Source organism: Variovorax boronicumulans (genome assembly GCF_019352895.1).
GTDB lineage: Bacteria > Pseudomonadota > Gammaproteobacteria > Burkholderiales > Burkholderiaceae_C > Variovorax > Variovorax boronicumulans_A.
Genome location: NZ_JAAAFX010000007.1, coordinates 564,276 through 581,748, shown reverse-complemented (window position 1 = coordinate 581,748; position 17,473 = coordinate 564,276). Strand labels below are relative to the sequence as shown.

General features: G+C 70.1%; 17 protein-coding genes and 1 pseudogene. 10 read left to right on the top strand and 8 right to left on the bottom strand.

The window, feature by feature from the left end:
- Positions 1–83 precede the first annotated feature (83 nt).
- The 9 genes from ltnD (at position 84) to K0H49_RS17655 (ending at position 8,505) form a co-directional block, all read left to right on the top strand.
- Positions 84–977, top strand: coding sequence for an L-threonate dehydrogenase (ltnD, locus tag K0H49_RS17695; protein ID WP_219215191.1), 894 nt, complete (start codon positions 84–86; stop codon positions 975–977).
- Positions 974–1,942 carry a LysR family transcriptional regulator gene (locus K0H49_RS17690; protein ID WP_374122373.1) on the top strand — a complete coding sequence of 323 codons (969 nt, stop codon included), beginning with the start codon at positions 974–976 and terminating at the stop codon, positions 1,940–1,942. The genes ltnD and K0H49_RS17690 overlap by 4 nt, the downstream gene beginning before the upstream one ends.
- Before the next feature lie 70 nt (positions 1,943–2,012).
- Positions 2,013–2,990 (top strand): Bug family tripartite tricarboxylate transporter substrate binding protein, encoded by a 978-nt coding sequence (locus tag K0H49_RS17685; protein ID WP_219215189.1) that lies wholly within the window; start codon positions 2,013–2,015, stop codon positions 2,988–2,990.
- Positions 2,991–2,997: 7 nt separating this feature from the next.
- The gene (locus K0H49_RS17680; protein ID WP_219215188.1) at positions 2,998–3,981 is read left to right on the top strand and encodes a 4-hydroxythreonine-4-phosphate dehydrogenase PdxA; all 984 of its coding nucleotides are present in this window, start codon (positions 2,998–3,000) and stop codon (positions 3,979–3,981) included.
- A 24-nt stretch (positions 3,982–4,005) separates the two neighbouring features.
- A complete protein-coding gene (otnK, locus tag K0H49_RS17675; protein WP_219215185.1) occupies positions 4,006–5,271 on the top strand; it encodes a 3-oxo-tetronate kinase in 1,266 nt (421 codons plus the stop codon).
- A gap of 61 nt (positions 5,272–5,332) precedes the next feature.
- Complete coding sequence (locus K0H49_RS17670; protein ID WP_219215183.1) at positions 5,333–6,001, top strand: class II aldolase/adducin family protein; 669 nt, start codon at positions 5,333–5,335, stop codon at positions 5,999–6,001.
- Between the two features lie 22 nt (positions 6,002–6,023).
- Positions 6,024–6,851 carry a 2-oxo-tetronate isomerase gene (gene otnI, locus K0H49_RS17665; RefSeq protein WP_219215181.1) on the top strand — a complete coding sequence of 276 codons (828 nt, stop codon included), beginning with the start codon at positions 6,024–6,026 and terminating at the stop codon, positions 6,849–6,851.
- Positions 6,848–8,044 carry an amidohydrolase family protein gene (locus K0H49_RS17660; RefSeq protein ID WP_219215179.1) on the top strand — a complete coding sequence of 399 codons (1,197 nt, stop codon included), beginning with the start codon at positions 6,848–6,850 and terminating at the stop codon, positions 8,042–8,044. The genes otnI and K0H49_RS17660 overlap by 4 nt, the downstream gene beginning before the upstream one ends.
- Positions 8,041–8,505: a RidA family protein gene (locus K0H49_RS17655; RefSeq protein ID WP_183028705.1), complete on the top strand. Its 465-nt coding sequence runs from the start codon at positions 8,041–8,043 to the stop codon at positions 8,503–8,505. The genes K0H49_RS17660 and K0H49_RS17655 overlap by 4 nt, the downstream gene beginning before the upstream one ends.
- On the opposite strand, the gene K0H49_RS17650 is transcribed toward K0H49_RS17655, so the two are convergent.
- From K0H49_RS17650 to K0H49_RS17615, 8 genes are all read right to left on the bottom strand, one after another.
- On the bottom strand, positions 8,498–9,184 hold the full coding sequence (locus K0H49_RS17650) for a TetR family transcriptional regulator C-terminal domain-containing protein (RefSeq protein ID WP_219215176.1): 687 nt from the start codon (positions 9,182–9,184) through the stop codon (positions 8,498–8,500). The two genes, K0H49_RS17655 and K0H49_RS17650, sit on opposite strands and share 8 nt — an antisense overlap.
- A gap of 47 nt (positions 9,185–9,231) precedes the next feature.
- Positions 9,232–10,194 (bottom strand): PDR/VanB family oxidoreductase, encoded by a 963-nt coding sequence (locus K0H49_RS17645; RefSeq protein ID WP_219215173.1) that lies wholly within the window; start codon positions 10,192–10,194, stop codon positions 9,232–9,234.
- Between the two features lie 2 nt (positions 10,195–10,196).
- The gene (locus K0H49_RS17640) at positions 10,197–11,216 is read right to left on the bottom strand and encodes an ABC transporter substrate-binding protein (protein ID WP_219215171.1); all 1,020 of its coding nucleotides are present in this window, start codon (positions 11,214–11,216) and stop codon (positions 10,197–10,199) included.
- A 40-nt stretch (positions 11,217–11,256) separates the two neighbouring features.
- Positions 11,257–12,621 carry an FAD-binding oxidoreductase gene (locus K0H49_RS17635; protein ID WP_219215169.1) on the bottom strand — a complete coding sequence of 455 codons (1,365 nt, stop codon included), beginning with the start codon at positions 12,619–12,621 and terminating at the stop codon, positions 11,257–11,259.
- Positions 12,622–12,623: 2 nt separating this feature from the next.
- Positions 12,624–13,505, bottom strand: a complete 882-nt coding sequence (locus K0H49_RS17630) for an ABC transporter permease (RefSeq protein WP_219215167.1) — start codon at positions 13,503–13,505, stop codon at positions 12,624–12,626.
- Positions 13,483–14,310: an ABC transporter ATP-binding protein gene (locus K0H49_RS17625; protein WP_219215165.1), complete on the bottom strand. Its 828-nt coding sequence runs from the start codon at positions 14,308–14,310 to the stop codon at positions 13,483–13,485. The genes K0H49_RS17630 and K0H49_RS17625 overlap by 23 nt, the downstream gene beginning before the upstream one ends.
- A 2-nt stretch (positions 14,311–14,312) precedes the next feature.
- The gene (locus tag K0H49_RS17620) at positions 14,313–15,131 is read right to left on the bottom strand and encodes a creatininase family protein (protein WP_219215163.1); all 819 of its coding nucleotides are present in this window, start codon (positions 15,129–15,131) and stop codon (positions 14,313–14,315) included.
- 307 nt (positions 15,132–15,438) lie between these two features.
- Complete coding sequence (locus K0H49_RS17615; protein ID WP_219215161.1) at positions 15,439–17,061, bottom strand: MFS transporter; 1,623 nt, start codon at positions 17,059–17,061, stop codon at positions 15,439–15,441.
- A gap of 183 nt (positions 17,062–17,244) precedes the next feature.
- On the opposite strand from K0H49_RS17615, the pseudogene K0H49_RS30900 reads away from it, so the two are divergent.
- Positions 17,245–17,427 (top strand): annotated as a pseudogene (locus K0H49_RS30900) (AlbA family DNA-binding domain-containing protein); the annotation flags it as partial.
- Between the last annotated feature and the right edge of the window lie 46 nt (positions 17,428–17,473).

Sequence of the window (17,473 nt, the reverse complement as noted above, 5' to 3'; positions counted from 1 at the left end):
CCCACGGGCTTGTCCCGTTGGTGCGCGCGCGGCCTCGGGGTATGGTCAGGCCCTCCTGAACCAGCACGCCTGCGGGCATTGCCATGAACACTGTCGGATTGATCGGCCTGGGCGCCATGGGCCTGGGCATCGCGCAGACGCTGCGCAGCAACGGATACGAAGTGCACGTCTGCGACGTGCGGCCCGGCGCGGCCGCGGCCTTCGCCGAGGGCGGCGGCGTCGCCCATGCCACGCCGGCCGACGTCGGCGCGGCCTGCGACGTCGTCGTGAGCGTGGTGGTCAACGCCGCGCAGACCGAAGCCGTGCTCTACGGCGAGCATGGCGCCGCGGCCACGATGCGGGCCGGCAGCACCTTCGTCATGTGCTCGACCGTCGACCCAAACTGGTCGGTGGCGCTCGAACAGCGTTTGAACGCCACCGGCCTGCACTACATCGACGCGCCGATCTCCGGCGGCGCGGCCAAGGCCGCGAGCGGCCAGATGACCGTGATGTCGGCCGCCAGGCCCGAGGCCTATGCCCGGGCCGGCGCGGTGCTCGACGCGATGGCCGGCAAGGTCTACCGGCTGGGCGACAGCGCGGGCGCGGGCAGCAAGGTCAAGATCATCAACCAGCTGCTGGCCGGCGTGCACATCGCCGCGGCGGCCGAGGCGATGGCGCTGGGCCTGCGCGAGGGCGTGGATGCGGCGGCGCTGTACGAGGTCATCACGCACAGCGCGGGCAACAGCTGGATGTTCGAGAACCGCATGGCCCACGTGCTGGCGGCCGACTACACGCCGCTGTCAGCGGTCGACATCTTCGTCAAGGACCTGGGCCTGGTGCTCGACACGGCGCGCGCGAGCAAGTTTCCGCTGCCGCTGGCCTCGACCGCACACCAGATGTTCATGCAGGCCTCGACCGCCGGCTTCGCCAAGGAAGACGACAGCGCGGTGATCAAGATCTTCCCCGGCATCACGCTGCCCGGCGCGAAAACGCAGTGAGCCCACGCGCCGCGAAGCCCGCGGCCCCGGCCGCCCTGCCGGACACGGTGCCCGGCCGGGTGCACTTCGACCTGACCACGGTGCGGCTGTTCATCGCCACGGCCGAGTCGGGCAGCATCACGCGCGCCGCAGAACGCATCGCGCTGGCGCCGGCCGCGGCCTCGCGCCGCATGAAGGAACTCGAAGCCCAGTTCGGCGTGCCGCTGTTCCAGCGCCTGCCGCACGGCATGGCGCTGACCGACGCGGGTCGCACGCTGCTGGCCCATGCGCGCAGCGTGGCGCATGCGGTGTCGCGCATGCAGGACGATGCACAGGCCTTCCGCCACGGCGACAAGGGCGTGGTGCGCATCGCGGCCTGCACCTCGGCCGTGCTGCAGTTCATGCCGCAGGACCTGCAGCGCTGCCACGCGGCCTACCCCGGCATCAAGATCGACCTGCAGGAGATCAACAGCCAGGGCGTGCTGCAGGCCGTGAGCCGCGGCGTGGTCGACCTGGGCATCTACGAGAGCGCGCAGGGCGGCCTGGCATTGCCGGCCATGCACTACCACGAGGACCGGCTCGTGCTGGTGGTGCATGCCAGCCATGCGCTGGCCGCGCGGCGCAGCGTGCGGCTGGAGGACTTCCTGCCCTACGACGTGATCGGCCTGACGCAGGGCTCGGCCATCTCGACCACGCTCGCGCGCATGGCCTCGGAGGCGCAGCACAGCCTGCGCATGCGCATCCACGTGGGCAGCTTCGACAGCATGACGGCCATGATCGCGCAGGGCATCGGCATCGGCCTGATGCCGCAGGCGGTGGCGCAGAGCTTCGCGGGCGGCCAGGCCTTCAGGCGCCTGCGCATCGACGACGACTGGGCCGCGCGGCGCTTCACGCTGTGCCACCAGCCGGCCGCTGCGATGTCCTCGGCGGCAATGACCGTGGCCGCGATGCTGTGCCCGGGTGAATTCGCAAACCGCGAATCCTGAGTCGCGCAATGAGCGATGGCCGCGGCGCGCGGCCTCTCCTACAGTGCGCGCACTACAGGAGACATCCCACATGACCCACGCCTTCGCCCGCGCGCTCGCGCTTCTCGCGTTCGCCGCCGCCGTCCCGCTGGCGGCGCACGCCCAGGCCGCGGCCTTTCCCAACAAGCCGCTGCGCATCAACGTCGGCGCCTCGGCCGGTGGCGGCACCGACGTGGTGGCGCGCATCTTCGCCGAGAAGATGGGCCAGGGCCTGGGCCAGTCGATCATCGTCGACAACCGGCCCGGCGCGGCCAACACCATCGCCGCCGACCTGACCTCGAAGGCGCCGGCCGACGGCTACACGCTGCTGATGGCCACCAACTCGCCGCAGGTGATCGCGCCGCACCTGATGAAGCTGGGCTTCGATCCGCTGAAGCAGCTCACGCCCATCGGCATGGTGGTGATGGTGCCGCACGTGCTGATCGTCAACGCGCAGAACCCGGCCAAGGATTTCCGCGCGCTGCTGGCCGAGATCAAGGCGAAGCCCGACAAGCTGAGCTATGCCTCCTCGGGCATCGGCAGCGTGCAGCACATCGCAGGCGAGCTGTTCATGGCCGCCAGCGACACCCGCATGGTCCACGTGCCCTACAAGGGCAGCTCGCAGGCCCATTCGGACATCCTCGCGGGCCAGGTCGACCTGATGCTCGACACCACCTCCTCGGCCATGGCGCTGATCAAGGCCGGCAAGTTCCGCGCGCTGGCCGTGACCACGCCGCAGCGCTCGAGCGAACTGCCCGAGGTGCCGACGCTGGCCGAGCTGGGTCTGAAGAACGCCGAGATGAGCACCTGGTACGCGATGTACACGCCGACCGAGACGCCCGCACCGGCGCTCGACCGGCTGGTGACCGAGTTCAACAAGGCCCTGCAACTGCCCGAGGTGCAGACCCGGCTGCGCGCGCTGGGCGGCACGCCCTCGACGCTGACGCGCGAGCAGTTCGTGCAGCTGCAGGCGGCCGACTACCAGCGCTTCGGCGCCCTGATCAAGCAACGCAACATCAAGCTGGACTGAGCCCACCATGACACTTCCCCGCATCGCACTGGCCATCGGCGACCCCGCCGGCATCGGCCCCGAAATTGTCGCCCGGCTGCTGGCCGACCCGGCCACCGCGGCCAAGGCCGACATCCAGCTGATCAGCAACCGCGAGGCGCTCGAAGCCGGCGCGCGCGCGGCCGGCGTGCCGCTGCCCGTGGCCGGCGAGCGCCTGCGCTTCGTCGAATGGGCCGGCCAGGACGCGCGCTTCGCGCCCTCGGTCGCGAGCGCCGACAACGGCCGCTTCATCCTCGACAGCCTGACGCTGGGCACGCGCCTGGTCACCGACGGGCAGGCCGACGCGCTGTGCTTCGCGCCGCTCAACAAGGGCGCGATGCGCATGGGCGGCATGCACGAGGAAGACGAGATGCGCTGGTTCGCCAAGCTGCTCGACTACAGCGGCCCCTGCGGCGAGTTCAACGTGCTGGGCCCGATGTGGACCGCGCGCGTGACCTCGCACGTGGCGCTCAAGGAGGTCTCGTCGCTGCTCACGCCCGAAGGCGTGGCCGGCGCGATCCGCATGCTGAGCGACGCGCTGCGCGCGGCCGGCACCGCGCAGCCGCGCATCGGCGTGTGCGGCCTCAATCCGCACAACGGCGACAACGGCAACTACGGCAGCGAGGAGGCCGAGGTGATCGAGCCCGGCATCCGGCTCGCGGCCTCGCAGGGCTTCCCCGCGCTGGGGCCCTACCCGGCCGACACCATCTTCGTGCGCGCGCGCCGCGGCGACCTCGACGGCATCGTCACCATGTACCACGACCAGGGCCAGATCGCGACCAAGCTGCTGGGCTTCGACATCGGCGTGACGGTCGAGGGCGGCCTGCCGATCCCGGTGACCACGCCCGCGCACGGCACGGCCTACGACATCGTGGGCCAGGGCACGGCCCAGGCCACGGCCATGACCAGCGCCTTCGATCTGGCCTGCCGGATGGGCGCCAGCCACAGGGTTCGCCAGGGCGCCGGAAGCTGAGTCGAACCGATAGACTTCTGCCGCATGAAAGCTCTCTCTCTCGGCTGCATTGCCGACGATTTCACCGGTGCCACCGACCTCGCCAACAACCTCGTGCGCGCCGGCATGCGCGTGGTGCAGGTGATCGGCGTGCCCGAAGGACCGCTGGCCGTCGAGGTCGATGCGGTGGTGGTGGCGCTCAAGTCGCGCACCATCCCCGCGCAGGAGGCCGTCGAGCAGTCGCTGGCCGCGCTGCGCTGGCTGCAGGCGCAGGGCGCGCAGCAGGTCTACTTCAAGTACTGCTCGACCTTCGACAGCACGCCGGCCGGCAATATCGGGCCGGTGACCGAGGCGCTGATGGACGCGCTCGACACCGCGTTCACCATCGCCACGCCGGCCTTCCCCGACAACGGCCGCACGGTGTTCAAGGGCCACCTGTTCGTGGGCGAGCTGCTGCTCAGCGACAGCGGCATGAAGGACCATCCGCTCACGCCCATGACCGATGCCAACCTGGTGCGCGTGATGCAGGCGCAGACGCGCCGCAAGGTCGGCCTGATCGACCACCGCACGGTGGCGCAGGGCGATGCGGCCATCCGCGAACGCATCGCGGTGCTGCGCGCCGAGGACGTGGGTGTGGCCATCGTCGATGCGGTCACGAACGACGACCTGCTGCGGCTGGGCCCGGCGCTGGCCGGCATGCCGCTGGTCACGGCGGGCTCGGGCGTGGCGATCGGGCTGCCAGCCAACTTCGGGCTCGCGCCCTCGGCCGGTGCCAGCGCGCTGCCGCCCGCGGGCGGCCTGCGGGCCGTGTTGTCGGGCAGTTGCTCGGTCGCGACCAATGCGCAGGTGAAGCACTTCATCGACGGCGGTGGCCCGGCCTTCGCCATCGATCCCTTGCAACTCATGGCCGGCGACGACGTGGTGGCGCAGGCGCTGGCCTGGGCCGCGCCGCTGTTGGCGCAAAGCCCGGTACTGGTCTATTCGACCGCCGAGCCCTCGGCCGTGAAGGCGGTGCAGGCGAAGCTGGGCGTGGACGAGGCCGGCGCCATGGTCGAACGCACGCTCGCGGCCATCGCGCGCGGCCTGGTGGCGCAGCACGGCGTGCGCCAGTTGCTGGTGGCCGGCGGCGAAACCTCGGGCGCCTGCGTGCAGGCGCTGGGCATCGCGCAGCTGCAGATCGGTGCGCAGATCGATCCGGGCGTGCCCTGGTGCCATGCGCTGGCCGAGGCCGCGCCGCTGCACATCGCGCTCAAATCGGGCAACTTCGGCAGCGCGGACTTCTTCACCAAGGCCTTCAAGGCCCTCCCATGAGCGCGGCGCCGGGCCGCCCCAAGCAAGCTCGCACCGCAGTGCGCAGCACGGAGGTTTCTCAATGACCGAAAGCGAGGCACGCGACGAGATCTGCCGCGTCGGCCGCAGCCTGTTCGCGCGGGGCTACGTGCACGCCACCGCGGGCAACATCAGCGTGCGGCTCGACGACGGCTTCCTGATCACGCCCACCGACGCCTGCCTGGGTTTCCTCGATCCCGCGCGGCTGGCCCGGCTCGACGCGCAGGGCGTGCAGACCGGCGGCGACCGCGCGAGCAAGACCATCGCGCTGCACCGGCGCATCTACGCGGCCGCCACGCGCTTCGACGCGCAGACGCGCTGCGTGATCCACACCCACAGCACGCATTGTGTGGCGCTCACGCTGCAGCCGCATGCAGAAGACGAGGAGCTGCTGCCCGCGCTCACGCCCTACTTCGTGATGAAGGTGGGGCACGTGCCGGTCATCCCCTACCACCGGCCCGGCGCCGACGAGGCAGCCGAAGCCGTGGCGCAGGCGATCGAAGCACGCGGCGCACAGGGCACGCCGATCCGCGCCGTGATGCTCGAACGGCTCGGCCCCAACGTCTGGCACGACACCCCCGCCGCCGCGATGGCCACGCTCGAAGAGCTCGAGGAAACGGCGAAACTCTGGGGGTCCGCCGACCCGAAGCCCGCCGAACTCACGGCCGCACAGATCGACGAACTGCGCCGCCACTTCGGCGCGCGCTGGTAACCCTTCAGACACGAGACATGCCATGCCCCGCTTTGCCGCCAACCTCTCGATGCTCTATCCCGAGCTCGATTTCCTCGACCGCTTCGAAGCCGCCGCGAAGGATGGCTTCCAGGGCGTCGAGTACCTGTTTCCGTATGCCTACCCGGCGACCGAGATCGCCGCGCGGCTCAAATCGAACGGCCTGCAGCAGGTGCTGTTCAACGCACCGCCCGGCGACTGGGAGGCCGGCGAGCGCGGCCTGGCCTGCCTGCCGGGCCGCGAGGCGGAGTTCCGCGAAGGCATCGCACGCGCGCTCGACTACGCGGCCGCACTCGACTGCCCGCGCGTGCACGTGATGGCCGGCCTGCTGCCCGCGGGCATGGCACGCGAGACCGCCAAGGCGACCTACGTCGAGAACCTGCGCTGGGCCGCGGCCGAGGCCGAGAAGGCCGGCGTCGACCTGCTGATGGAGCCGATCAACACGCGCGACATCCCGGGCTTCTTCCTCAACCGGCAGGACGAGGCGCACGCCATCGTCGAGGCCATCGGCTCGCCCCGGCTCAAGGTGCAGTTCGACCTGTACCACTGCCAGATCGTCGAGGGCGACGTGGCGATGAAGATCCGCCAGTACCTGCCCACGGGCCGCGTCGGCCACCTGCAGATCGCGGGCGTGCCCGAGCGCCACGAGCCCGATGTGGGCGAGATGAACTACGGCTACCTGTTCGGCGTGATCGACGCGGTGTCGGCCCAGAGCGGTTGGGACGGCTGGGTCGGCTGCGAGTACCGGCCCGCGCGCGGCGCGGTGGCCGGCGGCACCTCGGCCGGCCTCGGCTGGCTGCGCAGCCTGCCGAACGGCGGTGCCAAGGCGTGAGGCTCGAGGCCGTCCGCATCCCGCCGCGCCTGTGCGGCTTCGATCCCGGTGAATCGCGCGTCTTCGACGTGGTGCTCGAGGGCACGCGCGTGGCCTCGGTCACGCCCACGCCGGGCCAGCCGGCCGCGCGCGGCACGCTGCTCAGCGCGCCGGTCGATGCGCATGTGCACCTGGACAAGAACTACACGGTGCAGGAGGTCGGTGCCGCGCAGGGCGACCTGTTCACCGCCATCCGCCGCATGAACACGCACCGCGCGGGCTGGACCGCCCCTACCCTGCGCCCGCGCATGGAACGCGCGCTGCACGAGGCCTGGCATGCGGGCACGCGCGCCCTGCGCACGCACCTCGACTGGGTCGAGCCCGAGGCGCCGGTGGCGCTGGGCGTGGTCGAGGCCCTGCGCGAGGCCTGGGAAGGCCGCGTCGCGCTGCAGTTCGTCTCGCTCACGCCGCTCGACGTGTTCGCCGACGCCGCGGCGGGCGAGCGCATCGCGCAGGACGTGAAGCGCGCCGGCGGCGTGCTCGGTGCCTTCGTCTACCGCAACGCCAAGCTGGCCGAGACGCTGGGCCGCGTGTTCGAGCTCGCGCAAAAGCACGGCCTGGCACTCGACTTCCACGTCGACGAAGGGCTGGACGTCGAGGCCACGGGCCTGCGCACCATCGCCGAACTCGCGATCGCCCACGGCCCCGGCCTGCCGGTGGTCTGCGGCCATGCCTGCTCGCTCGCGATGCAGCCCGACGCCGATGCGGCCCAGACGCTCGCGCTGTGCGCCAAGGCCGGCCTGCACCTGATCGCGCTGCCGACCACCAACCTCTACCTGCAGGGCGCCTGGGACCGCACGCCGGTGGCGCGCGGCATCACGCGCATCCGCGAAGCCGCCACGCATGGCGTGCGCGCCAGCCTCGCGACCGACAACGTGCAGGACGCCTTCTATCCCTACGGCGGCTACGACCTGCTCGAGACCTTCGGCCTGGGCGTGCAGGTGGCGCACCTGGCGCCCGCGCTCGACTGGCTCGACACCATCACCCTCAACCCGGCACGGGCGCTCGGCCTGGCCTGGGACGGCCGCATCGCCGCGGGCTGCCCGGCCGACCTGCTGCTGCTCGCAGCCACCGACGAACACGAACTGCTGGACCCCCGCGGCCGACGCCGAACCGTCATCCGCGCGGGCCGCACACTGGAGAAAATGGCATGAGCATGGGCAAACCGATGGCCAACTACGCGGCCGCCAAACGGGTCGGCGACTTCGTCTTCATGAGCGGCGTGGTCGCGGTCGACCCGTCGATCCGCCGCGCGGTCGCGGGCTACGACGACATCCCCGCTTCGGCGCGCGAAGCGCTGGGCACGCTGGGCTATGCCACCGGCCAGATGTCGGTCGACGTGTTCGAGGCCGCGATCGTGGCGCAGAGCTGGTTCGTGCTGGAACGCATCCGCCAGCTCGCGGCCGAGCATGGCGGCACGATGGATGACGTGGTGAAGCTGGTGCAGTACTTCCGCCACCTGCCGCACTACGCCTTCTACAACCGCGTGCGCGGGCTGTTCTATCCGGGCGAGCCGCCGGTCAGCACGGTGGTGGAGGTGTCGCGCTTCCTGCCGGGGGACGAGGTGCTGGTGGAAGTCGAAGCCACCATGTACCTACCCGCGCGCGCTACCTGACGCCTGCGCCCTTGAGCAGGAAAGCGAGCACCTGCGCATTCAGGTAGCGCTGGTCCTTCTCGTCGTCCTGCGGCGCCACGCCGCGGTAGTAGGCGACCTGGGTGGCGTGGTCGGCATAGAACTGCGTCACGGCCCAGATGTGGAACAGCACCAGCAGCGGATCGGACTTGTCCATCAGCCCCTGGTTCATCCAGTTCTGGATCACGGCCGCAGCCTGCTCGGTGCGCTGCTTGCTCGTGGCCATCATCGCGTTGAGCACCGGCGCGCCGCGCATCATCTCGGCGGTGAAGATGCGCGAGCGCAGCGGATGCTGGAAGGAGAAGGCCATCTTGCGCTGGATCAGGTCGCCCAGCACCTTGCGCGGGCCGAAGGCCTCGTCGGCAAAGCCGAACACGCCGATCCAGTCGGTCAGGATGTCCTGCAGCACCTGGCGGTAGAGCGCTTCCTTGCTCTCGATGTAGTAGTGCAGCTGGGCCTTCGACAGCCCCGCCTTGTCGGCGATGGCCTGGGTCGAGGCGCCGGTCAGGCCCTCGCTCGCGAACACCTCGATCGCCGCCTGGTAGATGGTGCCCAGCACCTGCGTGTACTTGCGCGAGCGTCCGCGCGTGGCGGGGGCCTCCGGCGCGACCGGTTCGTCGGTGGCCGGGGCGGCGGGAGCGGTGTCGGTCGGCGGGATCATGTGAAGCGAATGGTGCCAGAGACGGGCGCGCTCGCGCCCGTGCCGCATCAAAGGTCGAGCACCAGTTCCTCACCCACGGCACGCGCGCAGCACAGCGCGATCTTGTGGCTGCGCTCGCTGCGCGTGAGGCAGAAGTCGCGGTGCTCGGCACCCGCGCCTTCGCCCGCCACCACGCAGGTGCCGCACAGGCCCTGCTGGCACGAGACCGGGATGTCGATGCCCACCCCGTGCAGCGCATCGACCGCACTCTGGTCGGCCGCGACCGGCACCGTGATCCCGCGCTGCGCGAGCTTCAGCACGAAGGGCTTGCCGGTCGCGCCGCCCGCGTCGGCCGGTGCCGCGAAGTACTCGGCGTGCAGCGCGTCCTCGGGCCAGTGGGCGGCAGCCTGGCGCACCGCGTCCATGAAGCCGGCGGGCCCGCAGACGTAGAGGTGCGTGTCGGCCGCGGGCTCGGCCAGCAGCGCGCGCAGGTCGATCTTCTGGCCCGCGCCCTCGCGGTCGAGATGCAGCCGCACATGCGGCGCCAGCGCGGGGGCGCGAAGCGCCTCGGCGAAGGCCAGGTGCTCCTCGCTGCGTGCGAACAGGCACAGCGTGAAGTCGGCGCCGCTGCGTGCCAGCGACTGCGCCATCGCCAGCAGCGGCGTCATGCCGATGCCGCCGGCCAGCAGCAGGTGGCGCCGCGCGGCGGCCTGCACCGGGAAGGTGTTGCGCGGCGCGCTGATGGGCACCAGGTCGCCCTCGCGCACGCGCTCGTGCATCGCGGCCGAACCGCCGCGGCTCGCGCCCTCGCGCTTGACGCCGATCAGGTAGGACAGCGGGGCCGCGTCGCCGCCGTCCTGCGCCAGCGAGTACTGGCGCATGAAGCCGCCGGGCGTGTGCACGTCGATGTGCGCGCCGGCCTGGTAGGCCGGCAGGGCGCGGCCCAGCGGGTGCGTGAACTCGAAGGACAGGATCTCCGGCGTCTGGCGTGCGATGCGCGCGACGCGCACCGTCAGGATGCGTTCGAGCATGGCTACTTGACCAGCGCCTTGCGGATGTCCAGCCCGGTGCCCTTGTTGACGAACTGGGTGGTGTAGGCGTCCTTGTAGTTGAAGTCGGTCGGCTTGTAGAGGCCGGCCTCGACGGTCTTGTCGTAGAAGTCCTTCATGCGCGCGTCGCTGATGGCGCCGATGCCCTTGGTCGGCGCATCGCCCACGTCCATGTGCGCGCGCAGCACCGGGATCGACTTCTCGATGTAGTCCTCGCTGATGTCCGGGTTGATCTTCTGGATCATCGCGTCGGCCGCCTTGCGGTCGCCGTAGAGGTAGTTGTAGTGGCCGATGTTGGTGGCTTCCACGAAGCGGCGCACCAGGTCGGGCTTGTTCTTGACCAGGTCCTGGCGCGTCTCGATCACCATGCCGTAGGTCGACCAGCCCGCGTCGGCCAGCGACAGCACCACCGGCTTGAAGCCGGCCTGCTTCTCGACCGCGAAGGGCTCCGAGGTGGCATAGGCCTGCTGCACCGACTGCTTGTCGGCCAGGAACTGCGACAGGCTGTAGTTGTAGGGGCGCACCTGCTCGTCGCGCATGCCGTAAGCCTTCTTCATCCACTGCCAGTAGCTGATCTGGCCGTCCTTGGCGAGCAGCACGGTCTTGGCCTTGGCCAGGTCGGCGAACTTCTCGAAGCCCTGGCCCGGGTGCGCGATGATGGCCTGCGGGTCCTTCTGGAAGTAGGCCGCAACCACCACCGTCGGCACCTTCTGCTTGATGTTGTCGAAGGCCATCAGCAGGTTGCCGGTCATGAGGAAGTCGACCTTGCCGGCCGGCAGCATCGGCCGGTTGTTGACCTGCGGGCCGCCCTGCTGGATCTCGACGTCGAGGCCGAACTTCTTGTAGGTGCCGTCGGCCAGCGCCTGGTAGAAGCCGCCGTGGCCGGGTTGCGCGCGCCAGTTGGTGGCGAGCACCACCTTGTCCTGCGCGAGGGCGGCGAAGGCGGTGCCGGCGAGCAGCGTCGTCAGCAGTGCGCGTGCGATGAAGGGGGCTTGGAGTCGCATGGGAATGCCTTTTGTGGGGTGTTTGGGAACGAAGAAAAGCTCAGGCGTCGCGCGCCATCTCCGGCGTCCAGCCGCGGGTCTTGCCGGGGTTCATCAGGCCCATCGGGTCGCTGCGTTTCTTGAATTCGATCTGCTGGTCGTCGATGGCCTTCATGCCGCCGTCCTCGATGGTGTAGACGTGCGGGTTGAAGATCAGGCAGCCGCCCTGCGACTCGATCTCGCGCATCACGGCGTACTGGTGGGCTTCGTCCTTCCAGCGCACCAGCAGGATGCCGAAGGTGCCGTAGGCGCCGCCGGCGCGCGCGAAGTCGTGGTGCTGCAGCACCTCGTCGCCGAACAGCGCGAGGTGGCGGTCGACCACGGCCGGGTCGAAGGGCTGCGCATAGGCCACCTGCAGGTAGGTCCAGCTGCGGTCGACCTTGAGCGCCTGCAGCGTGGTGTGGTTGAAGGCGCACTCGTAGGCCGGCGGCAGGCCGCGCGCGACCAGCTCGGCCTCGGTGCCGGCCAGCGAGATGGTGCCGCCGTGGGCCTCGACCAGGGCACGGAAGCGTTCCATGGATTCCGGCGCCACCATGGTGAAGGCCGCGTGCCGATCCGGCGGGAACAGCGCGCCCATCTGCACGTAGTAGGGCGAGAAGCGCGCCTCGACGGTCGACAGCAGGAACAGGTCGATCTCGGGCGTGCTCGCGGCCACGCTGAAGTCGAGCGCGCCGCGGTAGCTGTCGAACAGCGCGGTGCAGTGCACCCATTCGATGGCCGGGCTCAGCGCGACCTCGACGTCGAGGATCACGCCGTTGGTGCCGAAGGCATGCTGCACCTGCTGGATCTCGTCGCCCTGCAGTTCGATGATGCGCGGCTCGCGCTCCACCGTCATCACGCGCGCGCGCAGCATGTTGCCGGGGTCGCGCAGGATGCCGTGGCGCACCGAGCCGATGCCGCCGAAGCCGCCGGAGATAAAGCCGCCGATCGAGGCCACGTGCCAGGTCGAGGGCCACATGCGCAGCGCCTGGCCGGTCTCGGCCACGGCCTGCTCGATGTCGTGCATGCGCGCGCCGGCCTGCACCCGCACCCGGCCGTCGTCGATGGCGAGCACGCGGCACATCTGCGTGACGTCGAGCACCAGGCCGTTGTGCAGCGGCACGCACTGGCCGTAGTTGCCGGTGCCGCCGCCGCGCACGGTCAAGGGCAGCTTCCACCTGGCGGCCACCGCGCAGACCTGGCGCACGTCGTCCTCGGTGCTGACCTTGACCACCAGGTCGGCCAGGCAGTCGGCCAGCTGCGCCGTGAGGATCGGGCTGTACCAGTAGAAGTCGCGCGAGAGCTGCCGGCGCTGGCCCGGTGCGTCGATCAGGTTCAGGCCCTGCAGGTCCGCGCGCACCGCGGCCCAGTCGATGGATGCCGTCATGTTCATCGCTCCCTCCGCATCTCGCTCTCGTGCCAGTGGCCGAGCACCATGCGCGACAGCGCCGCGAACACCAGGAAGATCGCGATGCCCAGCAGCGACACCAGCAGCAGCGCGGCGAACATCATCGGGATCTCGGTGCGGAAGCTCGACTCCAGGATGCGCGAGGCCAGGCCGGTCTCGCGACCCGCGGTCCCGGCGGTGAACTCGGCCACCACGGCGCCGATCAGGCTCAGGCCGCCCGCGATCTTCAGGCCCGCCATGAAGTAGGGCAGCGCGCTGGGCGCCAGCAGGTAGCGGAAGGTCTGCCAGGGCGAGGCCTTGTAGAGCTGAAACAGGTCGCGCAGGTTGCTGTCGGCGCTCTTGAGGCCGATCACGGTGTTCGACAGGATCGGGAAGAAGGCCACGATCCAGGCGCACAGCAGCAGGGCGGCGGTGGTGCTCGAGACGTAGATCAGGATCAGCGGCGCGATCGCGATCACCGGCGTGACCTGCAGGATCACTGCGATCGGGAACAGGCCGATCTCGACCCACTTGAAGAGCGCGAAGGCGATCGCCAGCAGCACGCCGCCCACGATGGCCGCGAGCAGCGCCAGCAACGTGAGCTTGACCGTGAACCACAGCGCACTCGACAGCGAGCCCCAGTTCTCGAACAGCGTGCTGAGGATCAGCGAGGGCGCGGGGATGATGTAGTGCGGCACGTTGTTGATGCGCACCAGCGCTTCCCACACGATGAACAGCAGCGCGATGACGGCGATGGGCACCACGATGCGCAGCGTGCGGTCGCGCCGGCGCAGGCGCTCGTCGCGCGCGCGCAGCGCATCGGCGGAGGTGGCGTCGCCGTCCTGGAGGGCCACGCCGGGCTCAATGATCGATGTCGATGCCATGCAGGGCTCCGTGCAGGGATTGCGACACTGCGGTGCAGTGCGCGTTGTAGCGACTCGAGGTGCGGAAGTCTTCGCCGCGCGGGTACGGTTCGTCGATGCGGATCTCGTCGATCACGCGGCCCGGACGCGCCGCCATCACGACGATGCGGTTCGACAGGTAGACCGACTCGTAGACGCTGTGCGTCACGAAGATCACCGAGAAGCGGTGCTCGCGCCAGATCGCCAGCAGGTCGTTGTTGAGCTTGATGCGGGTCATCTCGTCGAGCGCGGCGAAGGGCTCGTCCATCAGCAGCAGGCGCGGATGCGTGACCAGCGCGCGCGCGATCGACACGCGCATCTTCATGCCGCCCGAGAGTTCGCGCGGATAGACGTCGGCGAAGCGCGACAGGCCCACCATCTCGAGCACCTGCTCGACCACCGGCGCGGCCGCGTCGCGGCCCATGCCGGCCAGCTTGAGCGGCAGCCAGACGTTGTCGAAGACCTTGGACCAGGGCATGAGCGTGGGCTCCTGGAACACGAAGCCCAGTTCGCGGTCGCTCTTGCTGCCGCTGCTGCCGGCGCCCGTGTTCTCGCGCGACCAGACGAGCTCGCCCGAACTGGCACGCGTGAGCCCGGCGATCAGCCGCAGCGCGGTGCTCTTGCCGCAGCCCGAGGGGCCGAGGAAGCTGATGAAGTCGTGCTCGCCGCAGTCGAGCGTCATGCCCTGCAGCGCGAGCGTGCCGTTGGCGAAGCGCTTGCCGACGTTGCGCAGGCTGACCAGCGGCGGCGTGGCCGCGGACGCGGCAGGTGTGGAGGCGGTGTCCATGCTCAGCGCCATGCGGGAACGTTGTCCAGGCGCGAGAGCGGGAAGCGGTCGACCTCCTGCAGCAGCTCGACGAAGCGCCGGCCCACGTGGTCGAGCACGGCCGCGCCCTTCTCGGCGGTGGCGCGCGTGGCGTCGCCGGCCGCGCCGGCGGGGTTGATGTCGTGCATCTGCCAGCCGAGCTTGCCGGTGGGCGTGATCGAGAGGAATTTGTTCTCGCGGGCCAGGTCTTCCGTCATCGAGTGGAAGTTCTGGAACTTGTCGGACTGCACGTCGTCGGGCGTGAGGTGCAGCATCACCGAGCTCTCGAGGTCGCCGGCATGCACGCCATGCCTGCCTTCGTGCGCGGTGAACAGGCCGTCGGGCAGGCCCAGCGTGTACCAGTTGGCGGACACGACCATCATGTCGTGCTCCTCGCGCAGGTCGCGCCCCACGATGTCCATCACGCCCATCTGGCCGCCATGGCTGTTGTAGAGCACCAGCTTGCGCACGCCGGCCTTGGCCACGCAGGCGCCGATGTCCTTCCAGAGCGAAATCAGCGTGGCGGCCGACACGGTCAGCGTGCCCGGGTAGCGCGAATGCTCGTTGCTCTTGCCGTAGGCCACGGTGGGCAGGAACAGCACCGGCAGGTCGTCGGGCAGGTAGGGAATCGTCGCGCGCACCATGCCGTCGATGGTGGCGGTGTCGGTCGACATCGGCAGGTGCGGCCCATGCTGCTCGGTCGCGCCCACGGGCAGCACGGCGATCAGCCGTTCGCGGTCGAGGCGGGAGAACTCTTCGCTGGTCAGGTCGGACCAGTAGCGCGTGCGCAAGCGTGTCGTCATGGGCGGGACTTCCTCTTGTGGTGGGGAATCAAAATTATCCGAGTGGTCAATAGTAATGGGGCTAGCGACTAACCCTGAGCAAAGGCCGTGCCGGGAATTCGGGATTCTCCCAGGGAAAATTGGAATGCAAGCCGGGTATAGCGCCTCAAAGCGGTGCACCGCCTGAGCCAATACTTGTACGACTGGTCAATTCAAGGGGTGCAAGCGCGCGACATAAACGCATGCACGGACCGGCGCCTCACGCCGATGCGGTGGTGAGGAGTGCCGCTGCGGGATCGGGTCGCGCAGCAGGCCCCTGCGCGCGTTCTCAGCGGCGGACGACGAAGCGCTTGACGATGGGCGGCCCGTCGCCCAGGTGGAAGGCCAGCCGGCGCTCGCGCAGCGCCAGGTCGGCCGCGGTCGCGCGGTGGAAGCGGCGCAGGTGGCCGGTCCAGGACTCGTCGACGATCTCCTCGACGTAGCGGCCCGGCTCGGCGATGTCGTGCAGCAGCTCCCAGCCGATCGCGCCTTCGCTCAGGCGCGTGCGGCGCGTCTGCTGCATCACGGCCTGGAAGGCGGCGGCGCGTGCCGGGTCGATCAGGTACTCGACCATGATCACCAGCCGCCCCTCGCCCGGCGGCGCGTGCGGCGGCACGTCGGCCCAGCCCGGCGCGGCCGGGCTCACGTCGTCGTCGACGCCGCCGTCGACCACGTAGCGCAGCGCCGCGCCCATCATCAGCACGCCGGTGACGGCCGCGATCAGCAGGCTGGCCTGCAGCGAGCTCACGGTGGCGATCTGGCCCCAGAGCGCGGCCCCGAAGGCGCTGGCGCCCATGATCGCCATCTGGAACATCGACATGCCGCGCGCGCGCACCCAGTCGGGCAGCGCGAGCTGCGCCGACACCGACAGCGAGTTGGCCACCGTGATCCAGGCCGCACCACCGACGAACATGGCCGGCACCGCCACCCAGGTGTTGGGCGCGACCGCCATCACCGCGGTCGCGGCCGACTGCAGCAGCGCGCCGCGCAGCACCAGCTGGTCGCGCACGTAGGCCTGGCGCAGCCGCGGCATCACCAGCACCGCGCTGATCGCGCCCGAGCCCATGGCTGCGAGCAGCAGCGTGAAGGTGCCGGCACCGCCGCCTTCGAGGCCGCGCGCCAGCAGCGGCAGCAGCGCCAGCAGCGCGGTCGAGTGCAGGAAGAAGATCGAGATGCGCACCAGCACCGCGCGCATGCGCAGCGACTGGCGCACGAACTGCACGCCCACGCGCATCGCGCTGACCAGCTTCTCGCGGCCCAGCGGATTGGGCGTGTGCTCGCGCCGCCAGCGCAGCACGATGAAGCCCGAGGCCACCGACATCACGGCGTTGAGCACGAAGACCCACAGCGTGCCGGCGCTGGCGATCAGCGCGCCGGCCACCAGCGGGCCGACGATGCGCGAGGCGTTCATCGCGATGCCGTTGAGCCCCAGCGCGGCCGGCAGCAGCGGCCGCGGCACCAGCTCGGGCACGATGGCCGCGAACACCGGCCAGCGCAGCGCCAGCCCGATGCCGTTGGCGAAGGTCAGGGCCAGCAGCAGCGGCGCGCTCATCATGTCGAGCGCCACCGCGATGCACAGCACCACCGCCACGCCCGCCAGCCAGAACTGCGTGGCCATCAGCCAGCGCCGCCGGTCGAGGATGTCGGCCAGCGCCCCGCTGGGCAGGCCCAGCAGGAACACCGGCAGCGTGGAGGCCGACTGCACCAGCGCGACCCAGATCGGCGTGGTGGTCAGCGTGGTCATCATCCACGCGGCCGCCACGTCGTTCATCCACATGCAGACGTTGGCCAGCAGCCAGGTGCTCCACAGCATGCGGAAGACCGGCAGCTTCAGCGGCTCGAAAGGCCCGACGCGCGCAGGCTTGGCGCGTGGCGGGGAGAGGGGTGTTTCTTCGGGGGAGATGGGCGGCATCGGGTGGGCTATTGTGGCCGGACAATTGTGGGGTGGCCCGACAATCGCCCCCATGACAACACCCCGAAGCCAACGCCCCAGGGCTGATCGGCGAGAAGCTCGCCGCTGCGGACGGGGAGTGCAGGACATGCATCTGCGGGGCTTGGGCGCGGATCGCAGTTGCCGCGCGACGAAGGAGAGCACGTGATTCGCGACGAAGACTATTGGCGCAGCGTGGTGCACGAACTCACGGCGTTGCCCAGAGAGACCGGCTGGCTCGAATTCAAGCAGAACAAGGCCGACCCGCAGGACATCGGGGAGTACATCTCGGCACTCGCAAATTCGGCGGCGCTGGAGGGCAAGGCACAAGCCTATGTGGTCTGGGGCATCGAAGATCTTGCACATGCCATCGTCGGAACGACGTTCGACCCGG

Excerpts from the sequence above, each read along its gene's own strand:
- K0H49_RS17680 (WP_219215188.1), top strand. The coding sequence starts at position 2,998 with ATGACACTTCCCCGCATCGCACTGGCCATCGGCGACCCCGCCGGCATC.
- K0H49_RS17645 (WP_219215173.1), bottom strand. The coding sequence starts at position 10,194 with ATGCTCGAACGCATCCTGACGGTGCGCGTCGCGCGCATCGCACGCCAG.
- K0H49_RS17640 (WP_219215171.1), bottom strand. The coding sequence starts at position 11,216 with ATGCGACTCCAAGCCCCCTTCATCGCACGCGCACTGCTGACGACGCTG.
- K0H49_RS17635 (WP_219215169.1), bottom strand. The coding sequence starts at position 12,621 with ATGACGGCATCCATCGACTGGGCCGCGGTGCGCGCGGACCTGCAGGGC.
- K0H49_RS17615 (WP_219215161.1), bottom strand. The coding sequence starts at position 17,061 with ATGCCGCCCATCTCCCCCGAAGAAACACCCCTCTCCCCGCCACGCGCC.
- otnK (WP_219215185.1), top strand. The coding sequence starts at position 4,006 with ATGAAAGCTCTCTCTCTCGGCTGCATTGCCGACGATTTCACCGGTGCC.
- K0H49_RS17655 (WP_183028705.1), top strand. The coding sequence starts at position 8,041 with ATGAGCATGGGCAAACCGATGGCCAACTACGCGGCCGCCAAACGGGTC.
- K0H49_RS17670 (WP_219215183.1), top strand. The coding sequence starts at position 5,333 with ATGACCGAAAGCGAGGCACGCGACGAGATCTGCCGCGTCGGCCGCAGC.
- K0H49_RS17650 (WP_219215176.1), bottom strand. The coding sequence starts at position 9,184 with ATGATCCCGCCGACCGACACCGCTCCCGCCGCCCCGGCCACCGACGAA.
- K0H49_RS17620 (WP_219215163.1), bottom strand. The coding sequence starts at position 15,131 with ATGACGACACGCTTGCGCACGCGCTACTGGTCCGACCTGACCAGCGAA.
- K0H49_RS17630 (WP_219215167.1), bottom strand. The coding sequence starts at position 13,505 with ATGGCATCGACATCGATCATTGAGCCCGGCGTGGCCCTCCAGGACGGC.
- K0H49_RS17625 (WP_219215165.1), bottom strand. The coding sequence starts at position 14,310 with ATGGACACCGCCTCCACACCTGCCGCGTCCGCGGCCACGCCGCCGCTG.
- K0H49_RS17685 (WP_219215189.1), top strand. The coding sequence starts at position 2,013 with ATGACCCACGCCTTCGCCCGCGCGCTCGCGCTTCTCGCGTTCGCCGCC.
- ltnD (WP_219215191.1), top strand. The coding sequence starts at position 84 with ATGAACACTGTCGGATTGATCGGCCTGGGCGCCATGGGCCTGGGCATC.
- otnI (WP_219215181.1), top strand. The coding sequence starts at position 6,024 with ATGCCCCGCTTTGCCGCCAACCTCTCGATGCTCTATCCCGAGCTCGAT.